General features: G+C 36.0%; 28 protein-coding genes. 19 read left to right on the top strand and 9 right to left on the bottom strand.

Annotated elements, in window-relative coordinates:
- Nucleotides 1-119 precede the first annotated feature (119 nt).
- Nucleotides 120-998, top strand: a complete 879-nt coding sequence (locus tag FHY45_RS02595) for an NAD(P)-dependent oxidoreductase (RefSeq protein WP_373925465.1) — start codon at nucleotides 120-122, stop codon at nucleotides 996-998.
- Between the two features lie 64 nt (nucleotides 999-1,062).
- On the opposite strand, the gene FHY45_RS02590 is transcribed toward FHY45_RS02595, so the two are convergent.
- Nucleotides 1,063-2,217: an aminotransferase A gene (locus tag FHY45_RS02590; protein WP_139891321.1), complete on the bottom strand. Its 1,155-nt coding sequence runs from the start codon at nucleotides 2,215-2,217 to the stop codon at nucleotides 1,063-1,065.
- 167 nt (nucleotides 2,218-2,384) lie between these two features.
- Here FHY45_RS02590 and corA point away from each other — a divergent pair, with 167 nt between their 5' ends.
- On the top strand, nucleotides 2,385-3,341 hold the full coding sequence (gene corA, locus FHY45_RS02585; RefSeq protein WP_077247945.1) for a magnesium/cobalt transporter CorA: 957 nt from the start codon (nucleotides 2,385-2,387) through the stop codon (nucleotides 3,339-3,341).
- A gap of 76 nt (nucleotides 3,342-3,417) precedes the next feature.
- Here corA and FHY45_RS20410 read toward each other — a convergent pair whose 3' ends face one another.
- Nucleotides 3,418-3,588, bottom strand: coding sequence for a hypothetical protein (locus tag FHY45_RS20410; protein ID WP_175354218.1), 171 nt, complete (start codon nucleotides 3,586-3,588; stop codon nucleotides 3,418-3,420).
- 229 nt (nucleotides 3,589-3,817) lie between these two features.
- Here FHY45_RS20410 and FHY45_RS02580 point away from each other — a divergent pair, with 229 nt between their 5' ends.
- Nucleotides 3,818-4,723, top strand: coding sequence for a chemotaxis protein (locus FHY45_RS02580; RefSeq protein WP_066100918.1), 906 nt, complete (start codon nucleotides 3,818-3,820; stop codon nucleotides 4,721-4,723).
- 27 nt (nucleotides 4,724-4,750) lie between these two features.
- Here FHY45_RS02580 and FHY45_RS02575 read toward each other — a convergent pair whose 3' ends face one another.
- Nucleotides 4,751-5,245: a YkyB family protein gene (locus FHY45_RS02575; protein WP_066100915.1), complete on the bottom strand. Its 495-nt coding sequence runs from the start codon at nucleotides 5,243-5,245 to the stop codon at nucleotides 4,751-4,753.
- Nucleotides 5,246-5,425: 180 nt separating this feature from the next.
- On the opposite strand from FHY45_RS02575, the gene FHY45_RS02570 reads away from it, so the two are divergent.
- From FHY45_RS02570 to FHY45_RS20405, 3 genes are all read left to right on the top strand, one after another.
- Nucleotides 5,426-5,806 carry a fluoride efflux transporter FluC gene (locus FHY45_RS02570; RefSeq protein ID WP_139891320.1) on the top strand — a complete coding sequence of 127 codons (381 nt, stop codon included), beginning with the start codon at nucleotides 5,426-5,428 and terminating at the stop codon, nucleotides 5,804-5,806.
- The gene (locus tag FHY45_RS02565; RefSeq protein ID WP_077247944.1) at nucleotides 5,803-6,165 is read left to right on the top strand and encodes a fluoride efflux transporter FluC; all 363 of its coding nucleotides are present in this window, start codon (nucleotides 5,803-5,805) and stop codon (nucleotides 6,163-6,165) included. The genes FHY45_RS02570 and FHY45_RS02565 overlap by 4 nt, the downstream gene beginning before the upstream one ends.
- Nucleotides 6,166-6,258: 93 nt before the next feature.
- Nucleotides 6,259-6,414, top strand: a complete 156-nt coding sequence (locus FHY45_RS20405) for a hypothetical protein (protein ID WP_175354217.1) — start codon at nucleotides 6,259-6,261, stop codon at nucleotides 6,412-6,414.
- 64 nt (nucleotides 6,415-6,478) lie between these two features.
- Here the strand turns inward: FHY45_RS20405 and FHY45_RS02560 are convergent, their stop codons facing one another.
- On the bottom strand, nucleotides 6,479-7,267 hold the full coding sequence (locus tag FHY45_RS02560; RefSeq protein WP_306821535.1) for a metallophosphoesterase: 789 nt from the start codon (nucleotides 7,265-7,267) through the stop codon (nucleotides 6,479-6,481).
- Between the two features lie 326 nt (nucleotides 7,268-7,593).
- Here FHY45_RS02560 and FHY45_RS02555 point away from each other — a divergent pair, with 326 nt between their 5' ends.
- From FHY45_RS02555 to FHY45_RS02545, 3 genes are all read left to right on the top strand, one after another.
- A complete protein-coding gene (locus tag FHY45_RS02555) occupies nucleotides 7,594-7,803 on the top strand; it encodes a hypothetical protein (protein ID WP_066100906.1) in 210 nt (69 codons plus the stop codon).
- A 195-nt stretch (nucleotides 7,804-7,998) separates the two neighbouring features.
- Nucleotides 7,999-8,763 carry a 2,4-dienoyl-CoA reductase gene (fadH, locus tag FHY45_RS02550; RefSeq protein WP_066100902.1) on the top strand — a complete coding sequence of 255 codons (765 nt, stop codon included), beginning with the start codon at nucleotides 7,999-8,001 and terminating at the stop codon, nucleotides 8,761-8,763.
- 228 nt (nucleotides 8,764-8,991) lie between these two features.
- A complete protein-coding gene (locus FHY45_RS02545; protein ID WP_180349914.1) occupies nucleotides 8,992-9,630 on the top strand; it encodes a DUF3993 domain-containing protein in 639 nt (212 codons plus the stop codon).
- Between the two features lie 59 nt (nucleotides 9,631-9,689).
- Here the strand turns inward: FHY45_RS02545 and FHY45_RS02540 are convergent, their stop codons facing one another.
- A complete protein-coding gene (locus FHY45_RS02540) occupies nucleotides 9,690-9,929 on the bottom strand; it encodes a glutaredoxin family protein (protein ID WP_066100896.1) in 240 nt (79 codons plus the stop codon).
- 414 nt (nucleotides 9,930-10,343) lie between these two features.
- Here FHY45_RS02540 and FHY45_RS02535 point away from each other — a divergent pair, with 414 nt between their 5' ends.
- From FHY45_RS02535 to FHY45_RS02510, 6 genes are all read left to right on the top strand, one after another.
- On the top strand, nucleotides 10,344-10,583 hold the full coding sequence (locus FHY45_RS02535; protein ID WP_066100892.1) for a YkuJ family protein: 240 nt from the start codon (nucleotides 10,344-10,346) through the stop codon (nucleotides 10,581-10,583).
- 208 nt (nucleotides 10,584-10,791) lie between these two features.
- A complete protein-coding gene (cbpB, locus tag FHY45_RS02530; RefSeq protein WP_139891317.1) occupies nucleotides 10,792-11,238 on the top strand; it encodes a cyclic-di-AMP-binding protein CbpB in 447 nt (148 codons plus the stop codon).
- 259 nt (nucleotides 11,239-11,497) lie between these two features.
- On the top strand, nucleotides 11,498-13,003 hold the full coding sequence (locus FHY45_RS02525) for an MDR family MFS transporter (RefSeq protein ID WP_066100885.1): 1,506 nt from the start codon (nucleotides 11,498-11,500) through the stop codon (nucleotides 13,001-13,003).
- A gap of 107 nt (nucleotides 13,004-13,110) precedes the next feature.
- Complete coding sequence (locus FHY45_RS02520; protein ID WP_066100883.1) at nucleotides 13,111-13,983, top strand: transcriptional regulator CcpC; 873 nt, start codon at nucleotides 13,111-13,113, stop codon at nucleotides 13,981-13,983.
- Between the two features lie 79 nt (nucleotides 13,984-14,062).
- A complete protein-coding gene (gene dapD, locus FHY45_RS02515) occupies nucleotides 14,063-14,773 on the top strand; it encodes a 2,3,4,5-tetrahydropyridine-2,6-dicarboxylate N-acetyltransferase (RefSeq protein WP_066100880.1) in 711 nt (236 codons plus the stop codon).
- 72 nt (nucleotides 14,774-14,845) lie between these two features.
- Nucleotides 14,846-15,964: an N-acetyldiaminopimelate deacetylase gene (locus FHY45_RS02510; protein ID WP_139891316.1), complete on the top strand. Its 1,119-nt coding sequence runs from the start codon at nucleotides 14,846-14,848 to the stop codon at nucleotides 15,962-15,964.
- Between the two features lie 42 nt (nucleotides 15,965-16,006).
- On the opposite strand, the gene FHY45_RS02505 is transcribed toward FHY45_RS02510, so the two are convergent.
- A complete protein-coding gene (locus tag FHY45_RS02505; protein WP_066100873.1) occupies nucleotides 16,007-16,825 on the bottom strand; it encodes a mechanosensitive ion channel family protein in 819 nt (272 codons plus the stop codon).
- Between the two features lie 613 nt (nucleotides 16,826-17,438).
- Here FHY45_RS02505 and FHY45_RS02500 point away from each other — a divergent pair.
- A complete protein-coding gene (locus FHY45_RS02500) occupies nucleotides 17,439-18,428 on the top strand; it encodes a cytochrome d ubiquinol oxidase subunit II (RefSeq protein ID WP_066100870.1) in 990 nt (329 codons plus the stop codon).
- 40 nt (nucleotides 18,429-18,468) lie between these two features.
- On the opposite strand, the gene rnjA is transcribed toward FHY45_RS02500, so the two are convergent.
- Both rnjA and FHY45_RS02490 read right to left on the bottom strand, forming a co-directional pair.
- A complete protein-coding gene (gene rnjA / locus FHY45_RS02495; protein ID WP_066100868.1) occupies nucleotides 18,469-20,136 on the bottom strand; it encodes a ribonuclease J1 in 1,668 nt (555 codons plus the stop codon).
- 3 nt (nucleotides 20,137-20,139) lie between these two features.
- Nucleotides 20,140-20,352 (bottom strand): DNA-dependent RNA polymerase subunit epsilon, encoded by a 213-nt coding sequence (locus tag FHY45_RS02490; protein ID WP_066100864.1) that lies wholly within the window; start codon nucleotides 20,350-20,352, stop codon nucleotides 20,140-20,142.
- Between the two features lie 668 nt (nucleotides 20,353-21,020).
- Between FHY45_RS02490 and FHY45_RS02485 the strand changes: the two genes are divergently transcribed.
- Complete coding sequence (locus tag FHY45_RS02485; RefSeq protein WP_066100860.1) at nucleotides 21,021-21,791, top strand: Cof-type HAD-IIB family hydrolase; 771 nt, start codon at nucleotides 21,021-21,023, stop codon at nucleotides 21,789-21,791.
- 151 nt (nucleotides 21,792-21,942) lie between these two features.
- Here FHY45_RS02485 and def read toward each other — a convergent pair whose 3' ends face one another.
- A complete protein-coding gene (gene def / locus FHY45_RS02480) occupies nucleotides 21,943-22,497 on the bottom strand; it encodes a peptide deformylase (protein ID WP_066100859.1) in 555 nt (184 codons plus the stop codon).
- Nucleotides 22,498-22,797: 300 nt separating this feature from the next.
- Here def and FHY45_RS02475 point away from each other — a divergent pair, with 300 nt between their 5' ends.
- Nucleotides 22,798-23,463, top strand: coding sequence for a YkyA family protein (locus FHY45_RS02475; RefSeq protein ID WP_139891315.1), 666 nt, complete (start codon nucleotides 22,798-22,800; stop codon nucleotides 23,461-23,463).
- Between the two features lie 533 nt (nucleotides 23,464-23,996).
- Nucleotides 23,997-25,112, top strand: coding sequence for a pyruvate dehydrogenase (acetyl-transferring) E1 component subunit alpha (pdhA, locus tag FHY45_RS02470; protein WP_139891314.1), 1,116 nt, complete (start codon nucleotides 23,997-23,999; stop codon nucleotides 25,110-25,112).
- Nucleotides 25,113-25,114: the final 2 nt, after the last annotated feature.

Genomic DNA, 25,114 nt, shown 5'->3' with positions numbered 1-25,114 from the left:
GGGTACATTAAAGGTGGACACAAAACAGCAACATGCTTTTAGTGACCCCCCTTTCTTAATCAACTGGTTTTCCAGTTGATTTTTTTTGCTATTATAGAGGTATAGGAGGGAGCGTTATGATGAATTTACATATTGGTTTTATCGGTATTGGTGTAATGGGTAAAAGTATGGCATTGAATATAATGAAGGCGGGATACCCTGTCAGTGTTTATTCCAGAACAAAGTCCAAATGTGAGCCTTTGCTTTCGGAAGGTGCAGATTGGAAGGAGTCCCCTCGTGCAATCGCTGAGGAAGCCGATGTTATTATTACGATGGTTGGCTATCCTTCTGACGTTGAAGAGATATATCTAGGGGCGGAAGGCTTATTAAAATATGCCAAGCCGGGTACTTATTTAATTGATATGACCACTTCAGCTCCGTCTTTAGCACAAAAGTTATATGCTGCTGGTAAGGAATTAGGATTGCATGTCCTTGATGCACCTGTCTCCGGAGGAGATATTGGTGCACAAAATGCTAATCTTGCCATTATGGTTGGCGGTGATCAATCTGATTTTGAGAGCATGATGCCTGTATTTAAAGCAATGGGGACAAATATTATCCATCAGGGCGATGCTGGCTCGGGCCAACATACTAAACTATGCAATCAGATAGCCATTGCTACGAATATGATTGGTGTATGTGAAGCGATTGTTTATGCCGAAAAATCTGGCCTGGATCCTGAAACAGTTTTGAAAAGCATTTCAACTGGTGCTGCTGGAAGTTTTTCCTTAACCAATTTAGCGCCTAGGATATTAAAAGGTGATTTTGAACCGGGATTTTATATCAAACATTTCTTAAAAGACCTAAAAATTGCATTAGAAGAATCCGAACGGTTAGGTCTTGACTTTCCAGGGCTAACTTTAGCCAAAGCTATGTATGAAAAATTGGCGGATATGGGAGAAGAGAACCGTGGAACACAAGCCTTGTATAAATATTATACTGAGGCATCCAATCAGTAACTTAGTCTCATTAAAAAAAGAAGCATTTCGAAAAGGTATCATGCCTTTAACGAAATGCCTCTTGTTATTTTATCTGCTGAATTAGGAAATGTTCAAGTCTGTTTAATCCTTCTTTAAGCTGCTCCATGGAAACAGCATATGATAATCGGAAATATCCTTCTCCATATTTTGAAAAAGCAGATCCAGGTATAACAGCTACTTTTTCAAATTGAACCAGCTTGAGGGCAAAATCGAGTGAATTTTTAAAGGCATCTGGTATTTTAATGAAAAAGTAAAATGCGCCATCCGGTAATACAGTCTGGAGATTCATCGCCGCAAGTCTATTAAAAACATAATCACGACGGTTTTTATATTCCTCTCTCATAGCAGCTGGATCATGTTCACCGTTCCTCATAGCCTCGAGTGCAGCCATCTGTGAGACAGAGGAGGCACAGGATACGTTATATTGATGAACCTTTATCATATGTTTAATGATTGCTTTTGGTGCCATCAGAAAGCCGATTCTCCAACCGGTCATGGAATGTGACTTTGATAGACCATTTATAGTAATGGTTTGCTCTCTTATAATGGAACCAATCGATGTATGAGTTATGTCCAAAGTTAATTCACTATAGATTTCATCAGCCAGGATAAAAATATTTTTTCCTCTAACAAGGTCAGCAATTTCCTCCAGTTCCTCTCTCGTTAATGATACCCCTGTTGGGTTGGACGGATAGGGAAGAACAATACATTTTGTTTTTTCGGTTAGACTTTCTGTGATTAATTGTGGAGTCAATTTAAAGGAGGTGCTTCTTGTATCAACATGGACTGCTTTTCCCCCTGCTAAGTGAATTAATGGTTCATAACCGGGATAAACAGGGCCAGGCAGAATGACTTCATCTCCAGGTGTTAAAATAGTCCTGAAGGCAATATCAATCGCCTGACTTGCTCCTACAGTAATCAAAATTTCATCATCCGGATTATATTTAAGTGAATAATGGCTATACATAAATTTTGATACTTCTTGCCGGAGATCGAGTAAACCGGCATTGTGGGTGTAGGTGGTACAATCTTTTTGAATGGCGTTTATTGCTTTATCTTTTATATGTAAGGGTGTTGGGAAGTCAGGTAATCCTATTGTAAAGGACAGGACATCATCAATATCAGATACCATATTATAAAACTGCCGAATACCGGATATTTCTATCTCTTTTACATGAGGATTAATTAAGTGTTCCATTCCAGGTCATACCTCCTAATTACAGTTCTTATCTTTATTATTATAAGGTTGCTTTAGGAAAGTGTACACTATCCTACTCTAAATGGTTGTATGCAAGATTGGGTGAATGATGCATACTTGGTTTGGAATACTATGGGTAATTCGTTTTGCTTAGGTGGGGGAAGATAGTGTACCGAATACTTGTTAAGGATCAAACTGATGGTATAAAGGAAATGACTTTGGAGGACTTACAGAAGCGTGATTATAGCCTGGTATGGGTTGATATCCTCGCACCGCAAGAATATGAGGCTAATATACTCCGTACGTATTTTAATTTTCACCCTCTCACTATAGAGGACTGTCTTGATCGAATCAACCAGAGACCTAAAGTGGATTTTTATCAATCCTATATGTTTTTTATCATTCATTCCTTAAATGAAAACTTCGAAAGAAATGAGATTGATATTTACGTAAATGAAAAAGCAATCGTAACCGTTCATGAAGATCATATAGAGGAAATAGATAAAGTATGGGGAGTAACAGATCAATTGGATACTTCTATCCATGTCCTGCATAAAATTATTGATGCAGTAGTAGATGCTTATCTTCCAAAGGCCTATCAAATAGAGGAGCAATTAAATGTCTTGGAAGATCACCTGCAGCATTCTCTTAATAATGATCCAATGAGTCAGTTATACGAAATTCGAACGATGATTTCGCGACTAAGAAGAATTATCTTGCCCATGAATGATTTGATGTACAGGATTATTCATTCTGAGAGAATCAGTGCTCTTTCTGAACATCATCATTACCTTAATGATGTGTATGATCATTTATTGAAATTAAAAGAATTGGTTGATGGCTACAAAGAGTTCTCAACAGATCTGAGAGATAGTTATATGGCGGTCAGTTCAAATAAAATGAATGAAACAATGATGACCTTGACGATTATTACGACTATTTTCATGCCATTAACATTTATTGCAGGTTTATATGGTATGAATTTTTCTGAAATGCCTGGTTTAAGTTTTCGCAATGGTTTTTGGTATGTTCTTCTTTTTATGATCATCATCACAGTTATAATGATGATTCTCTTTATGCTGAAAGGTTGGTTATTCCGAAGGCTGTACAGAAATGAAAAATAAATAGCGGCTTAGCTCTATTGTATTTAGAACTAAAGCCGCTTAGGTCATGTTTACAGGACTGGGTCCTTTATTTATATTAATATCCGTAATCCCAATCGATTTCTTCTGGATGCCACATAGTAAGCTGAGGAGTTGCGTAAGATTCATCAGTTTGGTTATGTGTGTATTTTTCAACTTCGCTAAATTGAATATTCTCTAAACAAGTAATAACATGGTTATCTTCATATAAAATGGCAGTACCTTTCATAAGTCGGACCCCTTCTTTCCAGCATATTGATTTAAGTTATGCTTTTATCTGTATAATAGTCCTCATTTGTTAAAGCGTCTATATCATTGAGCAAAGTTTCACAAAATAAACACGATTATCGATTTAAATTTAAATATTTATAAAAAAACATTAATTTAAGCCGATACTAGAAAGAAGGCTTTATCTTACTGCAATTAATCGTAAGAGATATGGAAAGGCGCTGTTAAAAATGAATGAACAAAAAGGAATCCTGCTAGAGAGCGGAACAAATGAGTTGGAAATCGTGGAATTTGGTATTGGCGAGCATAAATTTGGAATTAATGTTATCAAAGTTAAAGAAATTATTAACCCAGTACGGATTACCGGTGTTCCACAAACACATCATCATGTTGAAGGAATCATTGAACTTCGTGGAGAGATACTCCCTGTAGTAGATATTGCCAGTGCACTGAATCTCCCAGCATCCCAAGCTCCTGAAAAAGATAAATTTATAGTGACTGAGTTTAATAAAATGAAGGTCATTTTTCATGTACATACCGTTACCCAAATCCATAGGATTTCATGGAACCAAATAGAAAAACCATCTGATATGTACCAGGGATTGGATAGTCAGATTACTGGTGTCATTAAAATGAATAATGAAATGCTTTTACTGCTTGATTATGAAAAAATTATTTTGGAAATCAATCCGGAATCAGGAATAACCATTAATCAGATTCAAAAATTAGGAGTTAGAGAACGATCTAATAAGCATTTATTAATTGCTGAGGATTCACCGCTGTTGCGGAAGCTGTTGATGCAGACATTAAAAGAAGCCGGTTATGAACAACTCGATTTCTTTGAAAATGGCAAGGAAGCGCTAACCTTTATAGAGGGAAAGGCACTAGCAGGAACCTTACTGAATGATGTACATTTGGTAATTACAGATATAGAAATGCCACAAATGGATGGTCACCATCTAACCAAACGAATTAAAGAAAATCCTACCTTGTCGGATTTGCCTGTTATCATTTTTTCATCATTAATTACGGACGATTTAAGGCATAAGGGAGAGTTGGTAGGAGCAGATGCACAAATTAGTAAACCTGAAATAGTTGAACTGGTCAAACAGTTAGACAAACTTTTACAAAAGTAAAGCTGCTGAACCCTTTGTTCAGCAGCTTTACTTTTTCCAATTTTGATATGGATAGGATTCACCAAGACGCGTAAAAGTCGGTTTTTGGTATTTCTTTTTATAGTCTTTAGCGCGATCATTATCTGAATTTTCCTTGCATCCTGTATAAGACATCAATAGTTTTTTTGCTTTAGATAAAGAAAGACGTGAAGAGGGGTTTCTTACCTCTTTTGATAAATGACCAAGATGTGTTAATGTTTGAAAGTCGTCCTTTGAGGGCGGAATATGGAATGTATACTTTCCGCATTGTATCAGTACATCTGATTGTTGGAAGCTTAAATGAGGATGGTCTGAATATTGAAGGCCTATTTTCTTTGCCTTTCCTTCTTCAAGCATTTTAATAATCGTTTTTTTCTTTAGATTGTATAGAAATTTAGGGTCTGATGCAGTTTTTGCATGTCTATTCACAGAATAAATCGCTTCTCCCAGGTCATCGGCAGTAAAACAGGCGGGATTAGGAAGATTCCCATTATTTTGATTCATAAATGTTCCTTTCTTCTAAGAATATTTCATGATAATAAGTAAAAGCATATAACTGATTATAACGTGTTCTGCTATGGGATAAAAGGAAAAACGTTTCATATCTTATTTGAACGAATTAATTTTCAAAACAGACTATTGAGAAATTGAAGGTAAAAGAATTATGAAAGTGAGTGTGATACCTTGCAAAAGCTGCTACTTACTGGTTGCGGAGGGGCAATGGGTGCGTTAGCTCGATACGGGATAAGTTTATTGATCCCGTCATCTGGCAGTCCTATTCCGTTTAACACCTTATTCATAAATGGTTTTGGAAGCTTTGTTTTAGCCTATCTCACCTATTCGCTATTTAAAAATGAGGGAAATGAAAGATTAAAATTATTTTTTGGAACTGGTTTATGTGGAGGATTTACAACGATGAGTAGCTTTTCATTGGAAATAACCAATCTCGCAGCAACTTATCCCCTATATAGTCTTATTTATTTTTTTCTGAGTATGATTGCAGGTCTCTTAATGGCATGGTTAGGGTTTATTATGTCTAGTTGGATAAAGAGGGAAGCGCGTTGATTATATTAATTGTATTAGGTGGTTTTCTCGGAGCATGTTTAAGATATGTAATGACTGGCTGGTTAAAAAAATATAATCATTCATTTCCTCTAGCTACTCTTGTTATTAATTTAATTGGTTCGTGTTTAATTGGTATATCGGCCGGGATAGGAATAGAGCGGGGAAGCGGTATGCATATGTTTACTGTGATAGGAAGCTTGGGGGCTTTTACTACATTCTCAACTTTTGCAATTGAAGCCTTGGATTTAATGCTGAGCCGGGAACACCGCAAGTTATTGCTTTATGTAAGTTTTTCTTTGGCAGGAACGTCAGTTTGTTGTATGTTGTGCTATCATCTTATGAAAAATATAGGACATTAACCGCTCGTCTCTATGAAAATTCGACAATGTATTATAAAATAATCGAAAGAAATGTAATTTATTTCAAAAAATGAACTATTAGGTGCACTGACTATGACAACTTTAAAGAGTAACATTAAAAGCTATACAGGTAATAAACAGGTAGATTTTCTGTTAGATATACAATGTGAAAAAGCACAGGGTTTTTATTTTTCAAGACCAATTCCTGCTATTGAAGCTGAAGAGAAGTATCTGAAAAAGAAGAAATAACACATGGCATAAAACAGCCAGAAAATAGGCAAACGGGCAGAATGTAGGGTCTGCTCGTTTGCCTTTATCGTTTTTTTAAGCCTTCTTGGCCTTTCTGCAAATCAATGACCGTGATTTCAGGACGTGAAAATAACCGGTATGGAATTCGGGTTGTACCTAAACCACGATTTACATACAAGGATAAAGGGCCAACTTTATAGGATCCTTCCCTGTATTTTTCTGCAAAAGGAGGAGTCACAATCGCACCCAAAAGAGGAAACTGAATTTGTCCTCCATGACTATGTCCGCTTAATTGTAAATGAACTGGGTAACTGGCGGCATAATCAGCATAATCAGGAGCGTGAGATAGAAGAATGGTAAATAAATCACTGGATTGTACCGGTATACTTACATCCAGGTTGGGCTTGCCGAGCATTGCATCATCTACCCCGCTTATTACGATTTGACGGCCATTCTGCAGGGTTATAAAGTTTGATTCATTTACTAACAGGGTAAATCCATTACTAACCATAGTCTCTTTGTAAATTTCCGTACCATAACCGCCATGGTCATGATTGCCAAAAACGCAATATTTACCAAGAGGTGCCTCCAGCTGACTTAATAATTGATTGAGCTTAGGAGTTATTCTATATTCATTCGGATTATCCATCAGGTCACCTGTAAAACAAATAATATCGGGATTAAGTGAATGAATGGTTTCAACCGTTTTTTCTAAATCTGACAAATTATATTGGAAACCCAAATGAGTATCACTGAATTGGACAATTCTAATATTTTGAAAGGAGTCTGGAATAAGTGGGTGGGAATAGGAAAAACGTGTTATATCAACCCAGGAGGGTTCAATATCTTTCATATAAAATCGCCCTCCTATAAGAGAGCAAAGAATAGTAGCTATATAGGCAAATGATTTTTTTAAAAAGAATCTTCTGGTTATTTTCTTCATTATAAAGTTCCTATCTCATAATAGTCAGTCTAATCCTATCATTCATTAAGAAAATTGTTAAGATGTATGAGTATTACTTTTTGATTACAAAATTTATGTGCTATTTGGTCTATAGATTAACTACCTAAAATAAGGTAAAATTAAAATACAATAGGTATTTAGATTTATAGAAATAATGATTTATATATTTAGTTAACTGAATGGGATGTTTCATTCTGAGGACGAGGGTGTTACAGATGAATAAAGCCAAATCATATGAAATGATCTATCTTCCTGCAAAAATAGGAATGATAAAAGTATATATGTATGGATTCCATAAAAAAGGAGATCCCGGCAGAGTATTTGTTATGCTTAATGATTTAAAAGTAAATGGCAAAGGTACGAATAAAAAGGAAACATTGATTAGTACTCTTTCTAAACTTAATGAACTAATCAATCAATCATAAGTAAAACATATAAAATTTTTAAGGGCGGCCATTAGGCGGCCCTTTTATCATTTAATTTGATTGGCTAAAATTTAAAAATCCCGTTATATCTATATTTTTCATCTATTTTGCTAATTCAGCATTTCTGGATATTATTGACAGAATTTTGTGATATAATAAAAGTGAATAATCATTCATTTTATTTGGAGGGCTCATATGAAGGGAAAAGTAGTGATTGTAACTGGTGGTTCTAGTGGAATGGGAAAGGCTATGGCTCAACGTTTTGCAAATGAGGGGGCTAAAGTAGTCATTACCGGAAGGAATAAAGAAAAACTGGATAACACCATTAAAGAATTTGCAGAAAATCAGGAGAATATACTGGCTGTTCAGATGGATGTTCGAAATGTGGAGGATGTTAAAAGAACCATTGAAGAGACGGTTAACAGATTTGGTACAATCGATTATTTGATTAATAACGCAGCAGGTAATTTTATTTGTCCGGCAGAGGATCTATCACCGAATGGCTGGAAATCTGTCATTGATATTGTTTTGAATGGTACTTTTTACTGCAGCAGCCTCATCGGCAAGTATTGGATAGAAAATGGCATTAAAGGATCAATCATCAATATGGTCGCTACCTATGCGTGGGATGCAGGTCCATATGTCATTCACTCTGCCTCAGCAAAGGCTGGTGTGCTGACAATGACTAGAACTTTGGCTGTGGAATGGGGTAAAAAATATGGAATCCGCGTAAATGCGATAGCTCCCGGGCCGATTGAAAGAACTGGGGGAGCAGATAAGTTATTTCAATCGGAAGAAGCAGCTCAAAGAACGCTTGAAAGTGTTCCGCTTGGAAGATTAGGAACACCGGAGGAAATTGCAGATTTAGCCCTGTATTTACTGTCTGATCGGGCATACTATATTAATGGTGATTGTATTACAATGGATGGCGGTGCTCATCTCAATCAATTTCCGTTTTAGGCATAGGATGGATGAATGGTTTTAATAAGAATTGAAATCTTTAAAGAGCAGTTCAATATGCTGATTTAATTGAACTGTTTTTTGTGCGTTCATTTGACTAGCTGTTTAAGATGATATTTTAGTTTTCACTATCCTTGTATTATTTTTCAGTAAAAAGTGTTTATTCTGGTAAAAAGGGGAATAAGCTAATAAAGGCCTTGAGATATGTACTTAAAAAGGAGGATCATAATGAAAAAGGTTTTAACTTCGTTGTTTATTACCATGCTTGTATTAGCGGTTTCTCCTCTTGTCAAAGTAGATGCTAAAAGTACACTGGATAAACAAGATGCATTTAATCTTTTAGATAGCGCATTTCAATTGCAGGTATCTCTTTCAGAAAAACCAAGATCAATGGACAATATTCGAGATTTATTAAAAAATTCCTTCTCAGAGGAATACACTGAGGATTTTATAAACATGAATGTACAAAAAAGTGTGGATGGTAGTGGCTATCAAACCTATGGTACGGATATAGCCCTTTATTATATTCCTTTTTTTACATATAGTGAACATACTAAACTAGGATATAGTTCTGCTAATGATCAATGGTATGTGTATGAATGGTTTCCAGGCAATACAGATGGACCAGTCAGCTATGAAGGGCATTACGAGGCAATCGGGCTGATGTATGACCATAATAAATGGGTAATTAATGATTACCAAATTGCTTTCGATCCGAAAACACTTGATGACAGTCAAGAAATAGCCCAAAATTCGAGTGTGGATAAGGAGCCATCCAATCCGACTTTCATAAACAGATTGACAGATTATATTAGCTACGGGTTCATTAATCATATGTCTCATTGGTTTGGGATGATTGCTTTCTAGATACTGATGGCATGAATGGAAAAGCTAATCCTGCTTGAATGAGGATTAGCTTTTTTGTATTAATCTCTAATATTTAACAATTCCATAATTCGTTCCTGGTTAAATCCAATGATTACTTGATCACCAATGACAAACGTTGGGGTAGAATATGAATCATATTTGGTCATAAGTATTTTTTTTGCTTTTGCATCCTTCTGAATATCTTTTAAGGTATAGGGAATATTGTGCTCATCAAAATAATTTTTGGCGTAAGCACATGGCGGACAGCCTGGTTGCGTAAAAAAAAGAACTGGTTCCACTTTTTTCTATCCTTTCTTTTGTTTAATTTGTATCTACCAGTATACATGAAACTTTTTTGTTTACTATAGTACAAATTTTAAGTAGGATATCAGGCAGGGCTATCTTTTATCAAATTAAAGAACTAGAAAGAGAAAAAGAATTGCCAACACCAGAGAGATCTTGTCAATTTATTTTGATTGAGTCTGCTTTAAAGTGAAAAATATGGCGCTGGAATTTTTCTTGGAACGTTTTTATGATAAAATGATGAAGTCTCTAAAAAAAGAGATGAAATAAAAGGTGTAACCATCAAATACGTTATAATGAATTTGGGTATACAAATGATGCCTATTCCTCTATTCTGTTACTAATGGCCAGTCCATAAGCGACAATATATTTTATTTGTTGGTAAGTCATGAAAGGAGCATATATTAGATATGTCACGATTACAAGGAATTTTATCACGTTTGAAAAACTTACAGGAGCAAGGGAAAGTATCAGATACAGCACAACGTGTGTTTGAAGTTGAAGGTCAAGTTAAATGTCAAGTATCTTATTTCGATAAAACTGAAACATTCGAATTAGAGATTTTTCAGGATAAAGGAAAAACTATGAAGTATCAATTTGATAATATTGATATGATTGCCATTGAAATTTTTGAGTTAATTTATAGCTAATTTGGAAATTTGAGATGATTTGGTTATGTTCCATTATCATGATGAAGGTATTTGTTCCTAATCATGTAGGTTATGCTTCTGAAAATCTCTAACTTAAATTTTTAAAGTGGGGAAGGGAAGATAATTACTGACAAATCGAACAGTTAAGTCTTCCGAATAAAACCAAAAGTGGATAACCAGGAACTAACTATATAAGGGGTTCTTAACCATGTTAGATATGCAAAAATTAGATGGATTCGAACTGACTGTAAAGGATTTAATGATTTCGTCTGAACGTGTTGCTCATGTACAGCAGGAAAATAATCTCGAACATGCATTATTGGTTCTTACTAGAAGCGGATATACTGCTATACCAGTTCTGGGACATGATTATAAGCTGCATGGATTAATTAGTACACCAAAGATAATGGATGCAATATTGGGCTTGGAGCGAATTGAATTTGAAAAACTGGAAGAGATGAAGGTTGCAGAAGTGATGGATCCCAATCTTCCATGTCTTAAAGAAAATGATTCAATTGAAAAAGCAATGGAACTTCTCATTGATCATCCATTTGTATGTGTGGTAGGTACTGAGGGAGCTTTCGAAGGTATATTGACCAGAAGGCAGGTTATGAAGCATACAAATCGTTTAATAAAAATCATTAAATATAATTAATATCAGTATCTCAATCGATAATGATGAGTGGATTAAAAAATAAACATTTTTTAAAACGCCTGGATAAAGATCCAGGCGTTTTTTACATGGTTTATAAAGTTGTATAACTTAAATTTAAAAGTGACTTTAAACAATGTTATCAATAAAACACTCTAAGACATGCTAATAACTCAACAAAACTTTTAATAGATATAATATTCCAAATTAACTTTATCCAGGATAGGAACTTCGTTAAAATGATAGGGAGGGGCGTGGAAAAATGAATTCAATCGATTCAAGCATAGAAAAAAAGTCTTTCAAAAGGGCAAAGAAGAAGACAAAACGCCCTTTAGTATTAATTTCAATCCTATTGGCTTTATTCATGGGTGCCATCGAGGGTACTATCGTTTCAACTGCAATGCCTGAGATCGTTGGTGATCTGGGAGGCTTCTCCCTGTATAGTTGGGTCTTCTCAGCCTATTTGCTAATGAATACGGTAACGGTATTAATCTATGGGAAGCTATCTGATTTATTTGGCAGAAAACCAGTATTGTTATTTGGGATTACAGTGTTTCTGCTTGGTTCCCTCGGCTCTGGATATGCATGGTCCATGCAAAGCTTAATTTTTTTTCGTTTAATACAGGGTTTTGGAGCTGGAGCCATTACGCCCGTTGCAATGACAATTGTAGGGGATATATATACGAAAGAAGAACGAGCAAAAGTTCAGGGTTATTTATCAAGTGTTTGGGGAATATCGGCTATTTTGGGACCTGCTATTGGCGGATTATTAATCGAGTACATATCATGGAGCTGGATCTTTTGGATTAATATTCCGTTAGGATTTCTCTCTTTAGGAGGTTTGCTATTTTTCTTCCATGAGCAAAAGACGGTTAAAAAACAAAAGGTAGATTATATGGGTTCAGCAATGCTTGCTGTTTCTTTGTCGCTTTTAATGTTTTTATTTGTGCAAGGAGGGATTTCATTTTCCTGGCTTTCTTTAAAAAGTTCGTTGTTAATTATACTCCTGCTAATTTTGGTGTTTTGCTTTGTGAAGCATGAAAACAGAACTGTAGAGCCCGTTATGCCTTTTTCTATCTGGAAGAATCAATCAATATTGTTTGCTAATTTAACCTCTCTTACAACCGGTATTGTTTTAATTGGAGTATCAAGCTATTTACCAACATTTGTACAGGGAGTAATGGAGGAATCCCCAATGATAGCAGGATTTACTCTTACTGCCATGTCTATAGGGTGGCCGATAGCATCCTTTATATCAGGCAATATGATCTTGAAGATAGGGTATCGTACTACTTGTATAACAGGTGGAATCTTTATCATACTGGGTGCACTGGCTTTTACATTTTTGCCCTCCCATGGATATGTGTTTTTGGCCGCTTCTGGATCCTTCTTGCTTGGTGTGGGAATGGGGCTTACAAGCACTGCTTTTATCGTGTCCATCCAATCTACTGTGGATTGGGAACAAAGAGGTGCTGCAACAGCTGCAAACATGTTCATGAGAAATCTGGGAAACACAATCGGTGCCGCATTATTGGGAGGTATATTGAATAATCGTTTAAACGCTTATTATTCACAAAATGAAAATATAGATTTAAATTCGGTAAACGAATTGCTTAACACTGAGATTCGATCTTCTTTAGAGCCGGAAAGATTGGAACAGATCCAAAGTGGATTAACACATTCATTGGGTATTGTGTATTTCATTGTCTTACTACTGGCTATACTGAGCTTGTTCTTGATATTGAAAATGCCAAAAGAGAAATCGTAACAGCCTCATTAAATCTGCTATATTGTAATATTTGCAGTTCAGCAGAATATAAAGGTAAAATAAAATGAATGTCTGATTAAGAAGAGATTGGTTTGTGAGGAGAACAAATGGTTATAACTGATTTTGAATTATTGGATACTCTTGCTGTTGAACTGAATTTACGTAAGACTGCCGAAAGAATGTTTGTCTCTCAGCCGGCACTTTCACAACGTCTTCAATCAATAGAAAGAGAATGGGGAACACCGCTTTTTATTAGATCAGCAAAAGGAATGACGTTGACGGAGGCGGGAGAAATTGTCGTTCAATATGCCAGGGAATCCCTGAAATTAAAAGAAAAAACACGAGAAAAAGTAGATGCTCTCAATCATAATGTACAAGGTACATTAAAAATTGCGAGTGCTTCTATAGTCGGCCAATATTGGCTCCCGATGATTTTAAAGAAATATGTTAACAAATATCCCAATGTTAAGATCTCACTTGTGACAGGCTGGAGCAGTGAAATGATCGAAAATATCTATAATGGAGAGTCTCATATTGGTATATTGAGAGGGGTTCCTGACTGGCATGGTTATAAAAAGCTATTGTTCAGTGATCACTTATACCTTGTGGATACCGAGCTTAACCAATTATCAGATGCGTTAACTACAGAACGCCCATTTATCTTGTTTAAAAGTGATTCGAACTATTATCGAGAGATTCAAAATTGGTGGATCCGCCATTATGGAATTCCACCGACACGTACCATTCTTGTGGATCAAATTGAAACCTGTAAACAAATGGTGATGAATGGAATTGGGTATGCCATATTGCCCGGTATTTCTTTAAGAGAAGGTGAAGCCTCGTATTTTAAACATCCCTTGTATGATTTGGAGGGGCAGTCTGTTGAAAGAAAGACATGGCTTGTAAGCTACGATGCTTCCTTAGAATTAAGACAGGTTAAGGCTTTTGTAAGTTTGATTGAGGAAATGTTAATTGAATAGAAATGAAATCTCTATTCTTGTTTTTCCTACTCTTGTTTGATAAAGTAATAGAAAATTATTTAGGGGAGAGAAATATACTATGAAAATGATGGATGCAAATGAAATTATATCCTTTATCGGAAACAGTGTGAAAAAAACGCCGGTTAAAGTATACATAAAGGGAGAAATCAGTGAGCTGGTATTTAATCCTGAGGTTAAAACATTTATTACCGGTAACACAGGGGTGATTTTTGGAGAATGGTCTGATATTCAACCAACATTAGAGGAAAACAAGGCGAAAATAGAAGATTATGTTATTGAAAATGATTGTCGAAATTCCGCAATTCCAATGCTGGATTTAAAAGGGATTAATGCACGTATTGAGCCGGGGGCGATTATCCGTGATCAGGTTCATATTGGAAATAATGCGGTGATTATGATGGGAGCGTCCATTAATATTGGTGCAAGCATCGGAGATAAGACTATGATTGATATGAATGCCGTGCTTGGCGGACGTGCAACTGTCGGTGAAAATTGCCATATTGGAGCAGGAGCAGTGTTGGCTGGCGTAATAGAGCCTCCATCTGCCAATCCTGTTGTAATCGAAGATAATGTACTTGTTGGTGCTAATGCGGTTATTTTAGAAGGTGTCAGAGTAGGAGAGGGAGCTGTAGTAGCGGCTGGAGCAATTGTAGTAGAAGATGTTCCTGCTCATACAGTAGTTGCTGGAGTTCCGGCTAAAGTAATTAAAACAATTGATGAAAAGACTAAATCCAAAATTGAAATTAAGGATGAGCTTCGTCAGCTATAATAAAAATGGAAGGGGCGTGGAGATGATGATTTCCGCGCCTGTTTTTAAATTGGAGATGAGGTGAGCTGCAATTTGGAAAAGTTAATTTCTATAAGAAGAGATTTGCATAGGATCCCTGAACCTGGTTATAAGGAATTTAAGACGCAACAATATTTGATAGATTACATAAGAAATCTTCCTCAGGATCGTATAGAATGGGAAAAATGGAGAACAGGAATTTTTGTTCGAGTAAAAGGGCTATCTCCTGAGAAAACCATAGGCTACCGTGCTGACATTGATGGTTTGCCGATTCGAGAAGAAACGGAGCTTCCCTTTAAATCCGAGCATGCAGATTATATGCATGCATGCGGCCATGATTTTCATATGACCATCGCCCTTGGTGTATTAACAAATTTAGTGGAAAATCCAATCAATGACCATGTATTATTTATGTTCCAGCCCGCAGAAGAGGGCCCTGGAGGAGCAGAGGAGATGATTGCTGCTGAGCAGTTTTCTAAGTGGAGACCTGATTTGATTTTTGGATTGCATATAGCTCCGGAATATCCGGTAGGAACAATCGCTACCAAAACAGGTTTACTCTTTGCTAATACCTCGGAGATCTTTATAGATTTTAAAGGGGTTGGTGGACATGCTGCTTATCCGCATCTGACGAATGATATGGTGATTGCATCCTGTCAATTTGTTACTCAGCTTCAGACTATTGTAGCAAGAAATATTAATCCACTTGATTCGGCTGTTGTTACAATTGGGAAAATAACAGGAGGGACTGTCCAAAATAGTATTGCTGAAAATGCGCGGATAGAAGGGACGATTCGGACGCTATCTGAGGATTCTATGCTATTGATCCGGAATCGAATACTGGAAATGGCAAAAGGAATGGAAGTGGCTCTTGATTGTAAGATTAATGTTGATTTTGGTTCTTCCTACTATCAAGTATATAACGAATCTAATCTAACAGAAGAGTTTATGAAATTTCTGTATCAGCGGCAGGATACGACATTCGTCAATTGCAAGGAAGCAATGACGGGTGAGGACTTTGGATACATGATTAAGGAGATTCCAGGCTTTATGTTCTGGCTTGGTGTTCAGTCATCGTATGGATTGCACCATGCTAAATTAAATCCTGATGAAAAGGCACTACCCTTTGCTGTATCGGTTATAACAGATTATATTCGAATGAAATCAATATAAAAAGAGAACCCGGCTAAAGAGATAGCAGCCGGGTTCTCTATATTATTCTGTTCCTTCAGCAGCGTATTGAAGCCTTATTTGATCGATGGCTATTTTAATCCTAGAGCGCAGCTGACGTTCAACATGGTATTGCTGTCCATTTGTTGTTCGGGCTACAATTTGAATTGTATAATCAGCTGTACCCATATCCTGGATGCCAAGAATCTCGGGTCCCATTAGGATATCTTCATCTTTTTCGGCCATTGTATGGCATATTTCTTTAATTGATTTTGTGATTTCCTCCAAATTATCTTCTGCTTTAAGTTTAATTTCCACCATAGCTCTCATAGCTCCACGTGAATGATTGCTTAGTATGGCAATTTGTCGATTGGGAATATAGTGGAGGCTTCCGTCATAACCTCTTATTTGGATTGTTTTAAGTCCGACTACTTCTACAACGCCTTTAATAACTCCTATTGTCACTTCATCCCCAACATCAATCTGTTTTTCGAGCAGGATAAAGAAGCCGGTTACTACATCACTCACTAATCCCTGGGCCCCAAAGCCGACCGCTAAACCAACGATTCCGGCACCGGCTAGAATCGCACTAACGTTGATTCCTAACATTTCCAGGATGGTGACTATTAAGATAAATATAAAGACGTACCCAAAAGCGTTTTTCGTTAAGGATTCCAATGTTTTCGTACGGTTCTCAGAAAGATTCTCTTTGGCCTGCATGCGCGAGAAAATCTTTTCAATGATTTTAAAAGTAAACGTGCGTATTACTTTATAGATTAAATAAAATAAAAAGATTTTTAGAACCCAAATTCCAATATCGAAAAGCCAGGTTTCCCACTTGAGATCTGAAAATTTAAAACCCATTATGAACGAATTCTCCATTAAACCAATCCTTTCCTAACAACTTCTTTATTGATATAAACGGAAGTATTCAATTATGATAGATACAATTTTTTTGGTATACTATAACCTTCATCTTGAAGGAAAATGTATGCAGCCTTTTACTATCATAATAGAATAATATAGATATACCATAAAGGAAGTTGAATGATTTGCCAAGTGAAAGGTAAAATGTTTGAAAAGACATAATCATTATTCAACATAAACTGATACAATGATAAAGTTATAGATAATAAAGCTTGCTTTTATCAATTTCTACAAATTTTAAATATTGACCCTTGAGTTATGTTACTGGTGTGTTCATAGCCACTTTTACTATTTTCCCAAAAAGTTTGGTTGAAAATACTGTAAACATTTAACCGGATTATGTATTATTTGCATATGTGATATTTATTTTGGATATATATTGGAATTTTAGGCGAAAAGAGGGTTCGTTGATTGGAAATCAATCGGTGATTAATAGTTCCGTGGGACATTCAAGAAACATGTGAAGAATGAAGAGCGGTTCTCTCTTTCCGGTAAATAGTATGGATAGGTAATAATCACTTTATAAAACTAAAAAGGAGGCGTCGTAACCTTGAATTTTGAACTGCTGACAATAACGGTATTATGGTCCTTCCTTTATGTATATGTCATAATTGCTTCCATTGAGTTTGGGGTTGGTTTTTTTACATATTATGGTCGTTTTAAAGGTAAGCAGGTGGGAATTCCTAAATCGACAGGTCATTATGATCCACGACTCTGGCATATTACGATTATTTTCTTTATATTTTTTGTGGCAGGATTAATTGGATTTTTTCCGGATACATTTAATTATTTTGGCAGAGCATTGGTTCTACCAGGGCTGGTCGTTTTATTACTGGTAGTCATCAGATTTATGGCACATTTTTTGTATAAAAAAGGGAACAAAACAAGCTGGTCATTTTTGTTCGTTTATGTTTCGACTGGGATCCTTATTCCTGCCTCTTTATCCATTGGGCTTACGATATCTGAGGGAGGTTTTATAAAAAAAGAAGGAGAACGAGTGTTTCTCCTGGTAAAAAAATTGTTCCTCAGTCCTTATTCCTGGAGTGTCGTGTTTCTGACAATTGTAAGTGTATTGTTTATAAGCGCCGTATTCTTGCTCTATTATAAGGAAAAGTCTAATGATAAGGAGGCAAGTATGACTGTGCGAGGCTATGCTCTTTTTTGGAGTGTTCCTACGATCATTGCAGTTGCTTTAGCGACTATTTCATTAAGGGGACATAATTTGCGTCATTTTCAAAATGCTCTGGAGATTTGGTGGTTATTTGCGCTTTCTTTAATTAGCTTTATGGCTGCCCTATACTTAATCATTCGAAATAAAAGACATGGTTTAGCATTTATATTTGTATTACTTCAGTTTTTGTTTGCTTTCTACGGATATGGTATTTCACATTTGCCTTTTATACTTGATCCGTTCATTACATTGGACTCGTTTAATGGGAGCCACTTATGGTTAACATTAGGATGCTTATTGGTAATCGGATTATTGCTTCTGACTCCATTTACTCTATTGATCAATAAAATGTTATTCCGAACAAAATGAAAAACGCGAGTACCTGTTAAGGTACTCGCGTTTGTGCTTTTTATACTTCCATGATAATAGGCAGAATCATCGGACGTCTTTTGGTTCTTTCGTATAAGAAAGGTCCGAGTGTGTCTGTAACTTGATTTTTAATTTCAGACCATTGTGTAGTCTTACGTGCCATGATTTTATTTAAATGCTGAGTGATTAGGTTTTGAGCATCGTTAATCAGATCTCCTGATTCACGCATATAGACGAACCCGCGAGAAATGATATCCGGCCCAGCAGCAATTTTGAACTCTTTCATATTGATGCTGACAACAACTATCACAAGACCTTCTTCTGAAAGAATACGACGGTCGCGAAGGACGATATTTCCAATGTCCCCGATTCCGCTTCCATCAATATAGACATTGCCGGAAGGTACCTTGCCAGCAACGGTAGCACTATCCTGAGTAAGTGCCAGCACTTCACCGTTGTCCATGATAAAGCAATTTTCCTCCAAGACACCGCAATCCACAGCTGTTTGTACATGTGTTCGCTGCATGCGGTATTCTCCATGGATTGGCATAAAGAACTTAGGCTTCATCAATCTGAGCATTAATTTTTGTTCTTCCTGTCCACCATGGCCAGATGTATGAATATTACTTAAAGGACCATGAATGACATCGGCTCCAGCACGGAATAACATATTAATGGTGCGTGATACACTAACCGTATTACCTGGTATTGGTGATGATGAGAATACAACTGTATCACCAGGATTAATCTGGATTTGTCTGTGAGTACCGTTTGCAATTCTAGATAAGGCAGCCATCGGTTCACCCTGTGAACCAGTACAAAGAATCGTTACTTCGTTTGCCGGTAATCTATTTAATTGCTGAGTATCAATAAATGTTTCTTTTGGTGCGGTAATATAACCAAGTTGAAGTCCAATTTCGATGGCATTTTCCATACTGCGACCAAAAACGGCTACTTTCCTGTTGTTTTGTACAGCTGCTTCTGTAACTTGCTGCAGGCGATGAATATTCGAAGCAAAGGTTGCGAAAATAATGCGTCCTTCTACTTTTCGGAATATATCATGTATACTTTCGCCAACTTTACGCTCAGACATAGTGAAATTAGGGATTTCACTATTTGTACTGTCTGAGAGAAGGCATAGAACACCTTCTTTACCAATTTCAGCCATTTTAGTTAAATTGGCAGGTTCTCCAACCGGAGTAAAATCGAACTTGAAATCACCGGTATGTACAATATTGCCCTGTGGTGTTTTAACCACAATGCCGTATGCATCCGGGATACTGTGAGTGGTACGATAGAAAGTAACAGATGTTTTCCGGAACTTGATCACATCGTCCTCTTTAATTTCATGGATAATGGCTTGTCTTAGTAAACCGTGTTCTTCTAATTTCTTCTTTACTAATCCAAGTGCCAATTTGCCTCCATAAAGTGGAATATTCACTTGCTTTAGTAAATAAGGTATCCCGCCAATATGATCCTCATGACCATGAGTAATAAACAAACCTTTAATCTTGTCCGCGTTTTTTACGATATAGGAATAATCCGGTATGACATAATCAATGCCAAGTAATTCATCTTCCGGAAACTTTATTCCGGCGTCAATTAGAATAATTTCATCCTGGAATTGAACGCCATATGTGTTTTTGCCGATTTCGCCTAGCCCTCCGAGGGCGAAAACAGCTGTTTGGTCGTTCTTGACAAATTTCATATATTATTTGGTCTCCGTAATATGGAAATCTGGATTCTGTTTTTCAAATTCCAAATATTCATCTTTAAGAACTTGAACAAATTCAATATTGTATGGAAGGCTTTTTAACTTTTGGCGGACATCTCTTTCCGATTCCCCTTCAACGTAAATAGATTTAGTATTTTCGCGAACGGGTGTCTCAGCTGCGTTCTCCTGAAAAAAAACTTTAAAAATCATGTAAATCTCTCCTAACTTACTCTTGTAAAATTTATAAATAAAGAGGTGGCAAGGAGCAACAACCAGGCCACCTTATCTATTGATATTCATCTTAGACTGTCGGTCTAAACAGTTCATCATCTCTATTATAAGAAAATTTCCTAACATTTGCATGTTTAAACAATTTTCTTTAAGGACTGTTATCTACTTTACCGTATAGAATAAGCCCTCCGCAAGGATATTTGAAGGGCTTTTCAAAAAATTATGCAATTGATTTCCTGCCCATCAGGTCTTTCCATTGTTTGAGAAGCTTTTTTCTGAGCTTTTTTAACATGGCTGACCATCTCCTTTATCTATTATTTTAATGGTAATTAAGCGTTTGGTAAATATGCTTGAGGGATATAAGTACCTAAACGTAAAAATAAATTTATCGTCCCACTCATAAATAGTATATGCTTGGATTCAAAAGCTTATATTGTAATTTATTTACAATCGCGTCTGATTCATAATCTAAGTATAACTAATATCTTTAACCGTTACTATTTTTCCTGAAGAGTCAAGATAACTAATCATAGCTGTTTTCCTGTTGTATGAGATTCCTCATGCAGAGGTTTACTATTTATTATGATAGTATGATTGTAGACAATAATACGTTATATATAGTATTGCGCATCTGGGAGGAAATGTTTATGGGTAAAATTGTATTTTTTGACATTGATGGGACACTTCTAAATTCTGAAAAGAAATTACCGGAATCCACTAAGGAAGCAATCCATTTACTTAGAAAAAATGGGACATACGTTGCAATAGCGACAGGTAGGGCACCTTTTATGTTCAGCCATCTTATTCATGAACTGGAAATCGACTCTTTTGTCAGCTTTAATGGTCAATATGTTGTTTTTGAGCATGAGATGATTTATAAAAACCCTCTATCTCAATCACAATTAGAAAAATTAACGAGAGAAGCAAAGGCGAATGGTCACTCCATGATCTATATGAATGAGAAAACAATGAAAGCCAACGTTACACATGATCCCTTTATAGAAGAGAGTATGGGATCTCTTCATTTTCCACATCCCGAGGAAAAGGGAGACTTTTATAAAAACCATGAAATTTACCAAGCTCTTTTATTTTGTGAGGAACATCATACGTCTCTTTATGAAGGAAACTATTCGGATCTGCAATTCATACGCTGGCATCCATATGCAATGGATGTAGTACCAAATGGAGGGTCAAAAGCTAAAGGAATTGAGTATGTGATTGAGCGCAAGGGATTCTCTATGGATGAAATTTATGCATTTGGTGATGGATTAAATGATCTTGAAATGATTAAGGCAGCAGGTACGGGTGTGGTCATGGGAAATGGTGTACCGCTGTTAAAGAAAGAAGCGGACTTTATTACAAAAAGCGTAGATTCAGATGGGATTTATTACGGATTAAAGGAATTAAAGCTTATATAAATTTGTTAGTAATCAGCAACTGACTAGTCATAAAATAGGGCAGAGCGGTTTAGCCACATAGTTTCTATAAATAAGTGAACAAAAAAAGACTGTAGACCAACCTAAATAGGGAAAATGTCTACAGTCACAGCCGGTGATTAATCACCGGTTTTTATTTTTCAATGGCTACCGCATTGTCTAAATGGGCAAATGGATCTTTAGGATTTATATGATCATAGAACATGACTCCATTTAAATGATCAATTTCATGCTGAATAATAATGGCCATCATGCCGCTTAATCTTAAAGTAATCTCTTCCCCCTCAAGCGTATAAGCTTGTACTTTTACTTTATTGTAACGGGGAACATAGCCTGGTATGGCACGATCTACTGATAAACAGCCTTCTCCGGTACTTAAATAAGCCTTCTGAACAGAATGGCTAATAATTTTTGGATTAAAGAGAGAATAGCTATGGAGCTTATTTTTATCGTCTGTAGCGTGAATGGCAATCATTCGTTTTGAAATATTAATTTGAGGAGCTGCCAGCCCAACCCCAGGACGTAGACCGTATTTTTCTGCTTTTACTGGATCCTGGCTGTTTTGTACATATTCCATTAAGCTTTTGAGAATTTCTTGGTCTTCTTTGGAAGGCGGAATTTGTACTTCCCCCGCTCTTTTTCGTAGAGTGGGATGCCCTTCTCTGATAATATCTTGCATTGTAATCATTATTTCACCTCATAAAACTGTCCATTTATACTCTATAGTCTATCAAACCTTGCATAAAAAGTTAATTATGACTTCTGTAATCTTAACAAACATATAAGGGGTCTGTACGCCTTACTTATCTTTACGTAGTAGCGTATTTTAAGTTTAGGAATTAATCAATAGCAATCATACTACAATATATTACCTTATATTTAGATTACTAAGTAATTTCGGGGGTATTACTCCTATTATATATGTTATTTGTTGTCAAAATATTTCCATTTCGTTATAGTAAAGTAGGGATAGATAGGAGTGCTAATCATGGAAAAATACAAAAAAAATATTACACTTACAAGTATGTTAGTAGTAATCCTTGCATTAACAGGATGTCTAAACAATAGCAGTCCAGAAGAGAAAATTTATGATACTCTGGAGGAAGTGGCTGCATTGGAGGAAGACTTCCAAAAACAACAAGAGCCGCTTCAAAAGCTGGAGGAAGAAGATAATGAACTGTATGGAAAGATTATACAATTGGGTATGAAGGAAATAGAAGAAATACAATCATTATCAAATGATGCTATTAAAGGAATAGAAGAAAGACAAGCGTTAATGAAGAAGGAAAAAGAAGCTATCGATAAAGCTAAGGAACAATTTAAGGATTTAAATGGTCATATAAACGATCTTGAAGACTCATCCTTAAAAGCAGAAGCGAATGAATTAAAGGATACAATGACGAAAAGATATGATGAGTATGATGAACTGTATAAACATTATACAAAGAGTCTTACACAGGAGAATGAGTTATACACACTCTTTAAAAAAGAGGATGTGACCAAAGAAGATTTACAAGAACAAATTGAGAAAATCAATGAAACGTATAATTCACTGATGAACTCAAACAAAAAATTTAATGACTTAACGAATGAATATAATGAACAAAAGATTGCTTTCTATAAAAGGGCAAAACTAGATGTTGATACAGAATAAGAAAAAGCCATCAGGAGTGATGGCTTTTTTTATAGAAATTCCAGGTTGTCGATAATCAATTCGATAAGTTTTGGTATGTTTTGTTAAGTAGTAAAACCTAATTGATTTTTGACCAGTATCGAGTATGATTATTTTTATTATAATTTAAAAATGGTTATTAGGTTTTATACATTTAGTATTGCATGTTTAATAAGGTTAGTTATTTTGCCCATATTACTTTAGTTTAGGGGATTATAAATACAGAAAGTTCATCTTTGTAAGCGCTTTTTCCACATTCTGTATTAGTATAAAAAAATATTAATGTATAACAGTTTGTCGTTAAAGAAAGTTTGTGAAAATGTTTACATACTCGAATCATATAAGTTGACGGCAATTATTTAAATCGTGTAAACTTTAACCATTGATACAGTTGTACTACTATTTATCAAGAGAAAACTAATACAGTTATCTAATGGTTTAGGTGTGGAAAACTGGCATTATGATAATTTGAAGATGGATATTTAACCATTTATAGAAAGGAAGATGTGAATCCTATGGCTTCTAAACAACAAAAAGTCCTTTTTGAGGCAGAGAAGCAGTTGGAAAGCGTAAGCGACCAGTTCAAGACGTTGCAAATTTTAAATGAAGAGGGAGAAGTCGTAAATAAATCAGCTATGCCTGATTTAAGCGATGAACAGCTTCAAGAATTAATGAGAAGAATGGTTTACACTCGTATTCTTGATCAACGTTCTATCTCTTTGAATAGACAAGGTCGTCTTGGTTTCTATGCTCCAACAGCTGGACAAGAAGCTTCACAATTGGCATCCCAATTTGCTTTGGAAAAAGAAGATTTCATTTTACCAGGTTACCGAGATGTACCACAAATGATTTGGCATGGTCTTCCGTTGACTCAAGCCTTCTTGTTCTCTCGTGGCCATTTTGCTGGAAATCAAATTCCTGCAGATGTTAATGTGATTTCTCCGCAAATCATCATTGGTGCACAATATATCCAATGTGCAGGTGTAGCTCTTGGTATGAAGAAAAATGGAGCGAAATCTGTTGCAATCACATATACAGGTGACGGCGGTGCTTCCCAAGGTGATTTCTACGAGGGAATCAACTTTGCCGGTGCATTTAAAGCTCCTGCAATCTTTATCGTTCAAAATAACCGTTTTGCGATTTCTACACCGGTTGAAAAACAATCCGCTGCTAAAACAATCGCTCAAAAAGCAGTGGCTGCCGGAATCCCAGGTATTCAGGTAGACGGTATGGATCCATTGGCTGTTTACGCTGCAGTTAAAGAGGCACGCGAAAGAGCAATCAATGGAGAAGGTCCTACTTTAATTGAAACTTTAACTTATCGTTATGGTCCACATACAATGGCTGGTGATGATCCAACACGTTACCGTACAGCTGACCTTGATAACGAGTGGGAGAAAAAAGATCCACTTGTTCGTTTCCGTAAATTCCTAGAAGGAAAAGGACTATGGAGCGAAGAGAAAGAAAATGAAGTAATTGAACAAGCAAAAGAAGATATCAAAGTTGCTATTAAAGAAGCGGATAATACTCCAAAACAAAAAGTAACTGATTTAATTATGAATATGTATGAAGAGCTTCCATACAACCTAGAAGAACAATATGAAATTTACAAAGAAAAGGAGTCGAAATAAGC

This window comes from Bacillus sp. D386, from assembly GCF_006346415.1.
The sequence above is the reverse complement of the archived record's forward strand: the minus strand, read 5'-3'. Positions and strand labels throughout refer to the sequence as shown.

Coding starts and splice junctions, on each gene's coding strand:
- FHY45_RS02595 (WP_373925465.1), top strand. CDS start 120: ATGAATTTACATATTGGTTTTATCGGTATTGGTGTAATGGGTAAAAGT.
- FHY45_RS02590 (WP_139891321.1), bottom strand. CDS start 2,217: ATGGAACACTTAATTAATCCTCATGTAAAAGAGATAGAAATATCCGGT.
- FHY45_RS20410 (WP_175354218.1), bottom strand. CDS start 3,588: ATGAAAGGTACTGCCATTTTATATGAAGATAACCATGTTATTACTTGT.
- FHY45_RS02580 (WP_066100918.1), top strand. CDS start 3,818: ATGAATGAACAAAAAGGAATCCTGCTAGAGAGCGGAACAAATGAGTTG.
- FHY45_RS02575 (WP_066100915.1), bottom strand. CDS start 5,245: ATGAATCAAAATAATGGGAATCTTCCTAATCCCGCCTGTTTTACTGCC.
- FHY45_RS20405 (WP_175354217.1), top strand. CDS start 6,259: ATGACAACTTTAAAGAGTAACATTAAAAGCTATACAGGTAATAAACAG.
- FHY45_RS02560 (WP_306821535.1), bottom strand. CDS start 7,267: ATGAAAGATATTGAACCCTCCTGGGTTGATATAACACGTTTTTCCTAT.
- FHY45_RS02555 (WP_066100906.1), top strand. CDS start 7,594: ATGAATAAAGCCAAATCATATGAAATGATCTATCTTCCTGCAAAAATA.
- fadH (WP_066100902.1), top strand. CDS start 7,999: ATGAAGGGAAAAGTAGTGATTGTAACTGGTGGTTCTAGTGGAATGGGA.
- FHY45_RS02545 (WP_180349914.1), top strand. CDS start 8,992: ATGAAAAAGGTTTTAACTTCGTTGTTTATTACCATGCTTGTATTAGCG.
- FHY45_RS02535 (WP_066100892.1), top strand. CDS start 10,344: ATGTCACGATTACAAGGAATTTTATCACGTTTGAAAAACTTACAGGAG.
- cbpB (WP_139891317.1), top strand. CDS start 10,792: ATGTTAGATATGCAAAAATTAGATGGATTCGAACTGACTGTAAAGGAT.
- FHY45_RS02525 (WP_066100885.1), top strand. CDS start 11,498: ATGAATTCAATCGATTCAAGCATAGAAAAAAAGTCTTTCAAAAGGGCA.
- FHY45_RS02520 (WP_066100883.1), top strand. CDS start 13,111: ATGGTTATAACTGATTTTGAATTATTGGATACTCTTGCTGTTGAACTG.
- dapD (WP_066100880.1), top strand. CDS start 14,063: ATGAAAATGATGGATGCAAATGAAATTATATCCTTTATCGGAAACAGT.
- FHY45_RS02505 (WP_066100873.1), bottom strand. CDS start 16,825: ATGGGTTTTAAATTTTCAGATCTCAAGTGGGAAACCTGGCTTTTCGAT.
- rnjA (WP_066100868.1), bottom strand. CDS start 20,136: ATGAAATTTGTCAAGAACGACCAAACAGCTGTTTTCGCCCTCGGAGGG.
- FHY45_RS02490 (WP_066100864.1), bottom strand. CDS start 20,352: ATGATTTTTAAAGTTTTTTTTCAGGAGAACGCAGCTGAGACACCCGTT.
- FHY45_RS02485 (WP_066100860.1), top strand. CDS start 21,021: ATGGGTAAAATTGTATTTTTTGACATTGATGGGACACTTCTAAATTCT.
- def (WP_066100859.1), bottom strand. CDS start 22,497: ATGATTACAATGCAAGATATTATCAGAGAAGGGCATCCCACTCTACGA.
- FHY45_RS02475 (WP_139891315.1), top strand. CDS start 22,798: ATGGAAAAATACAAAAAAAATATTACACTTACAAGTATGTTAGTAGTA.
- pdhA (WP_139891314.1), top strand. CDS start 23,997: ATGGCTTCTAAACAACAAAAAGTCCTTTTTGAGGCAGAGAAGCAGTTG.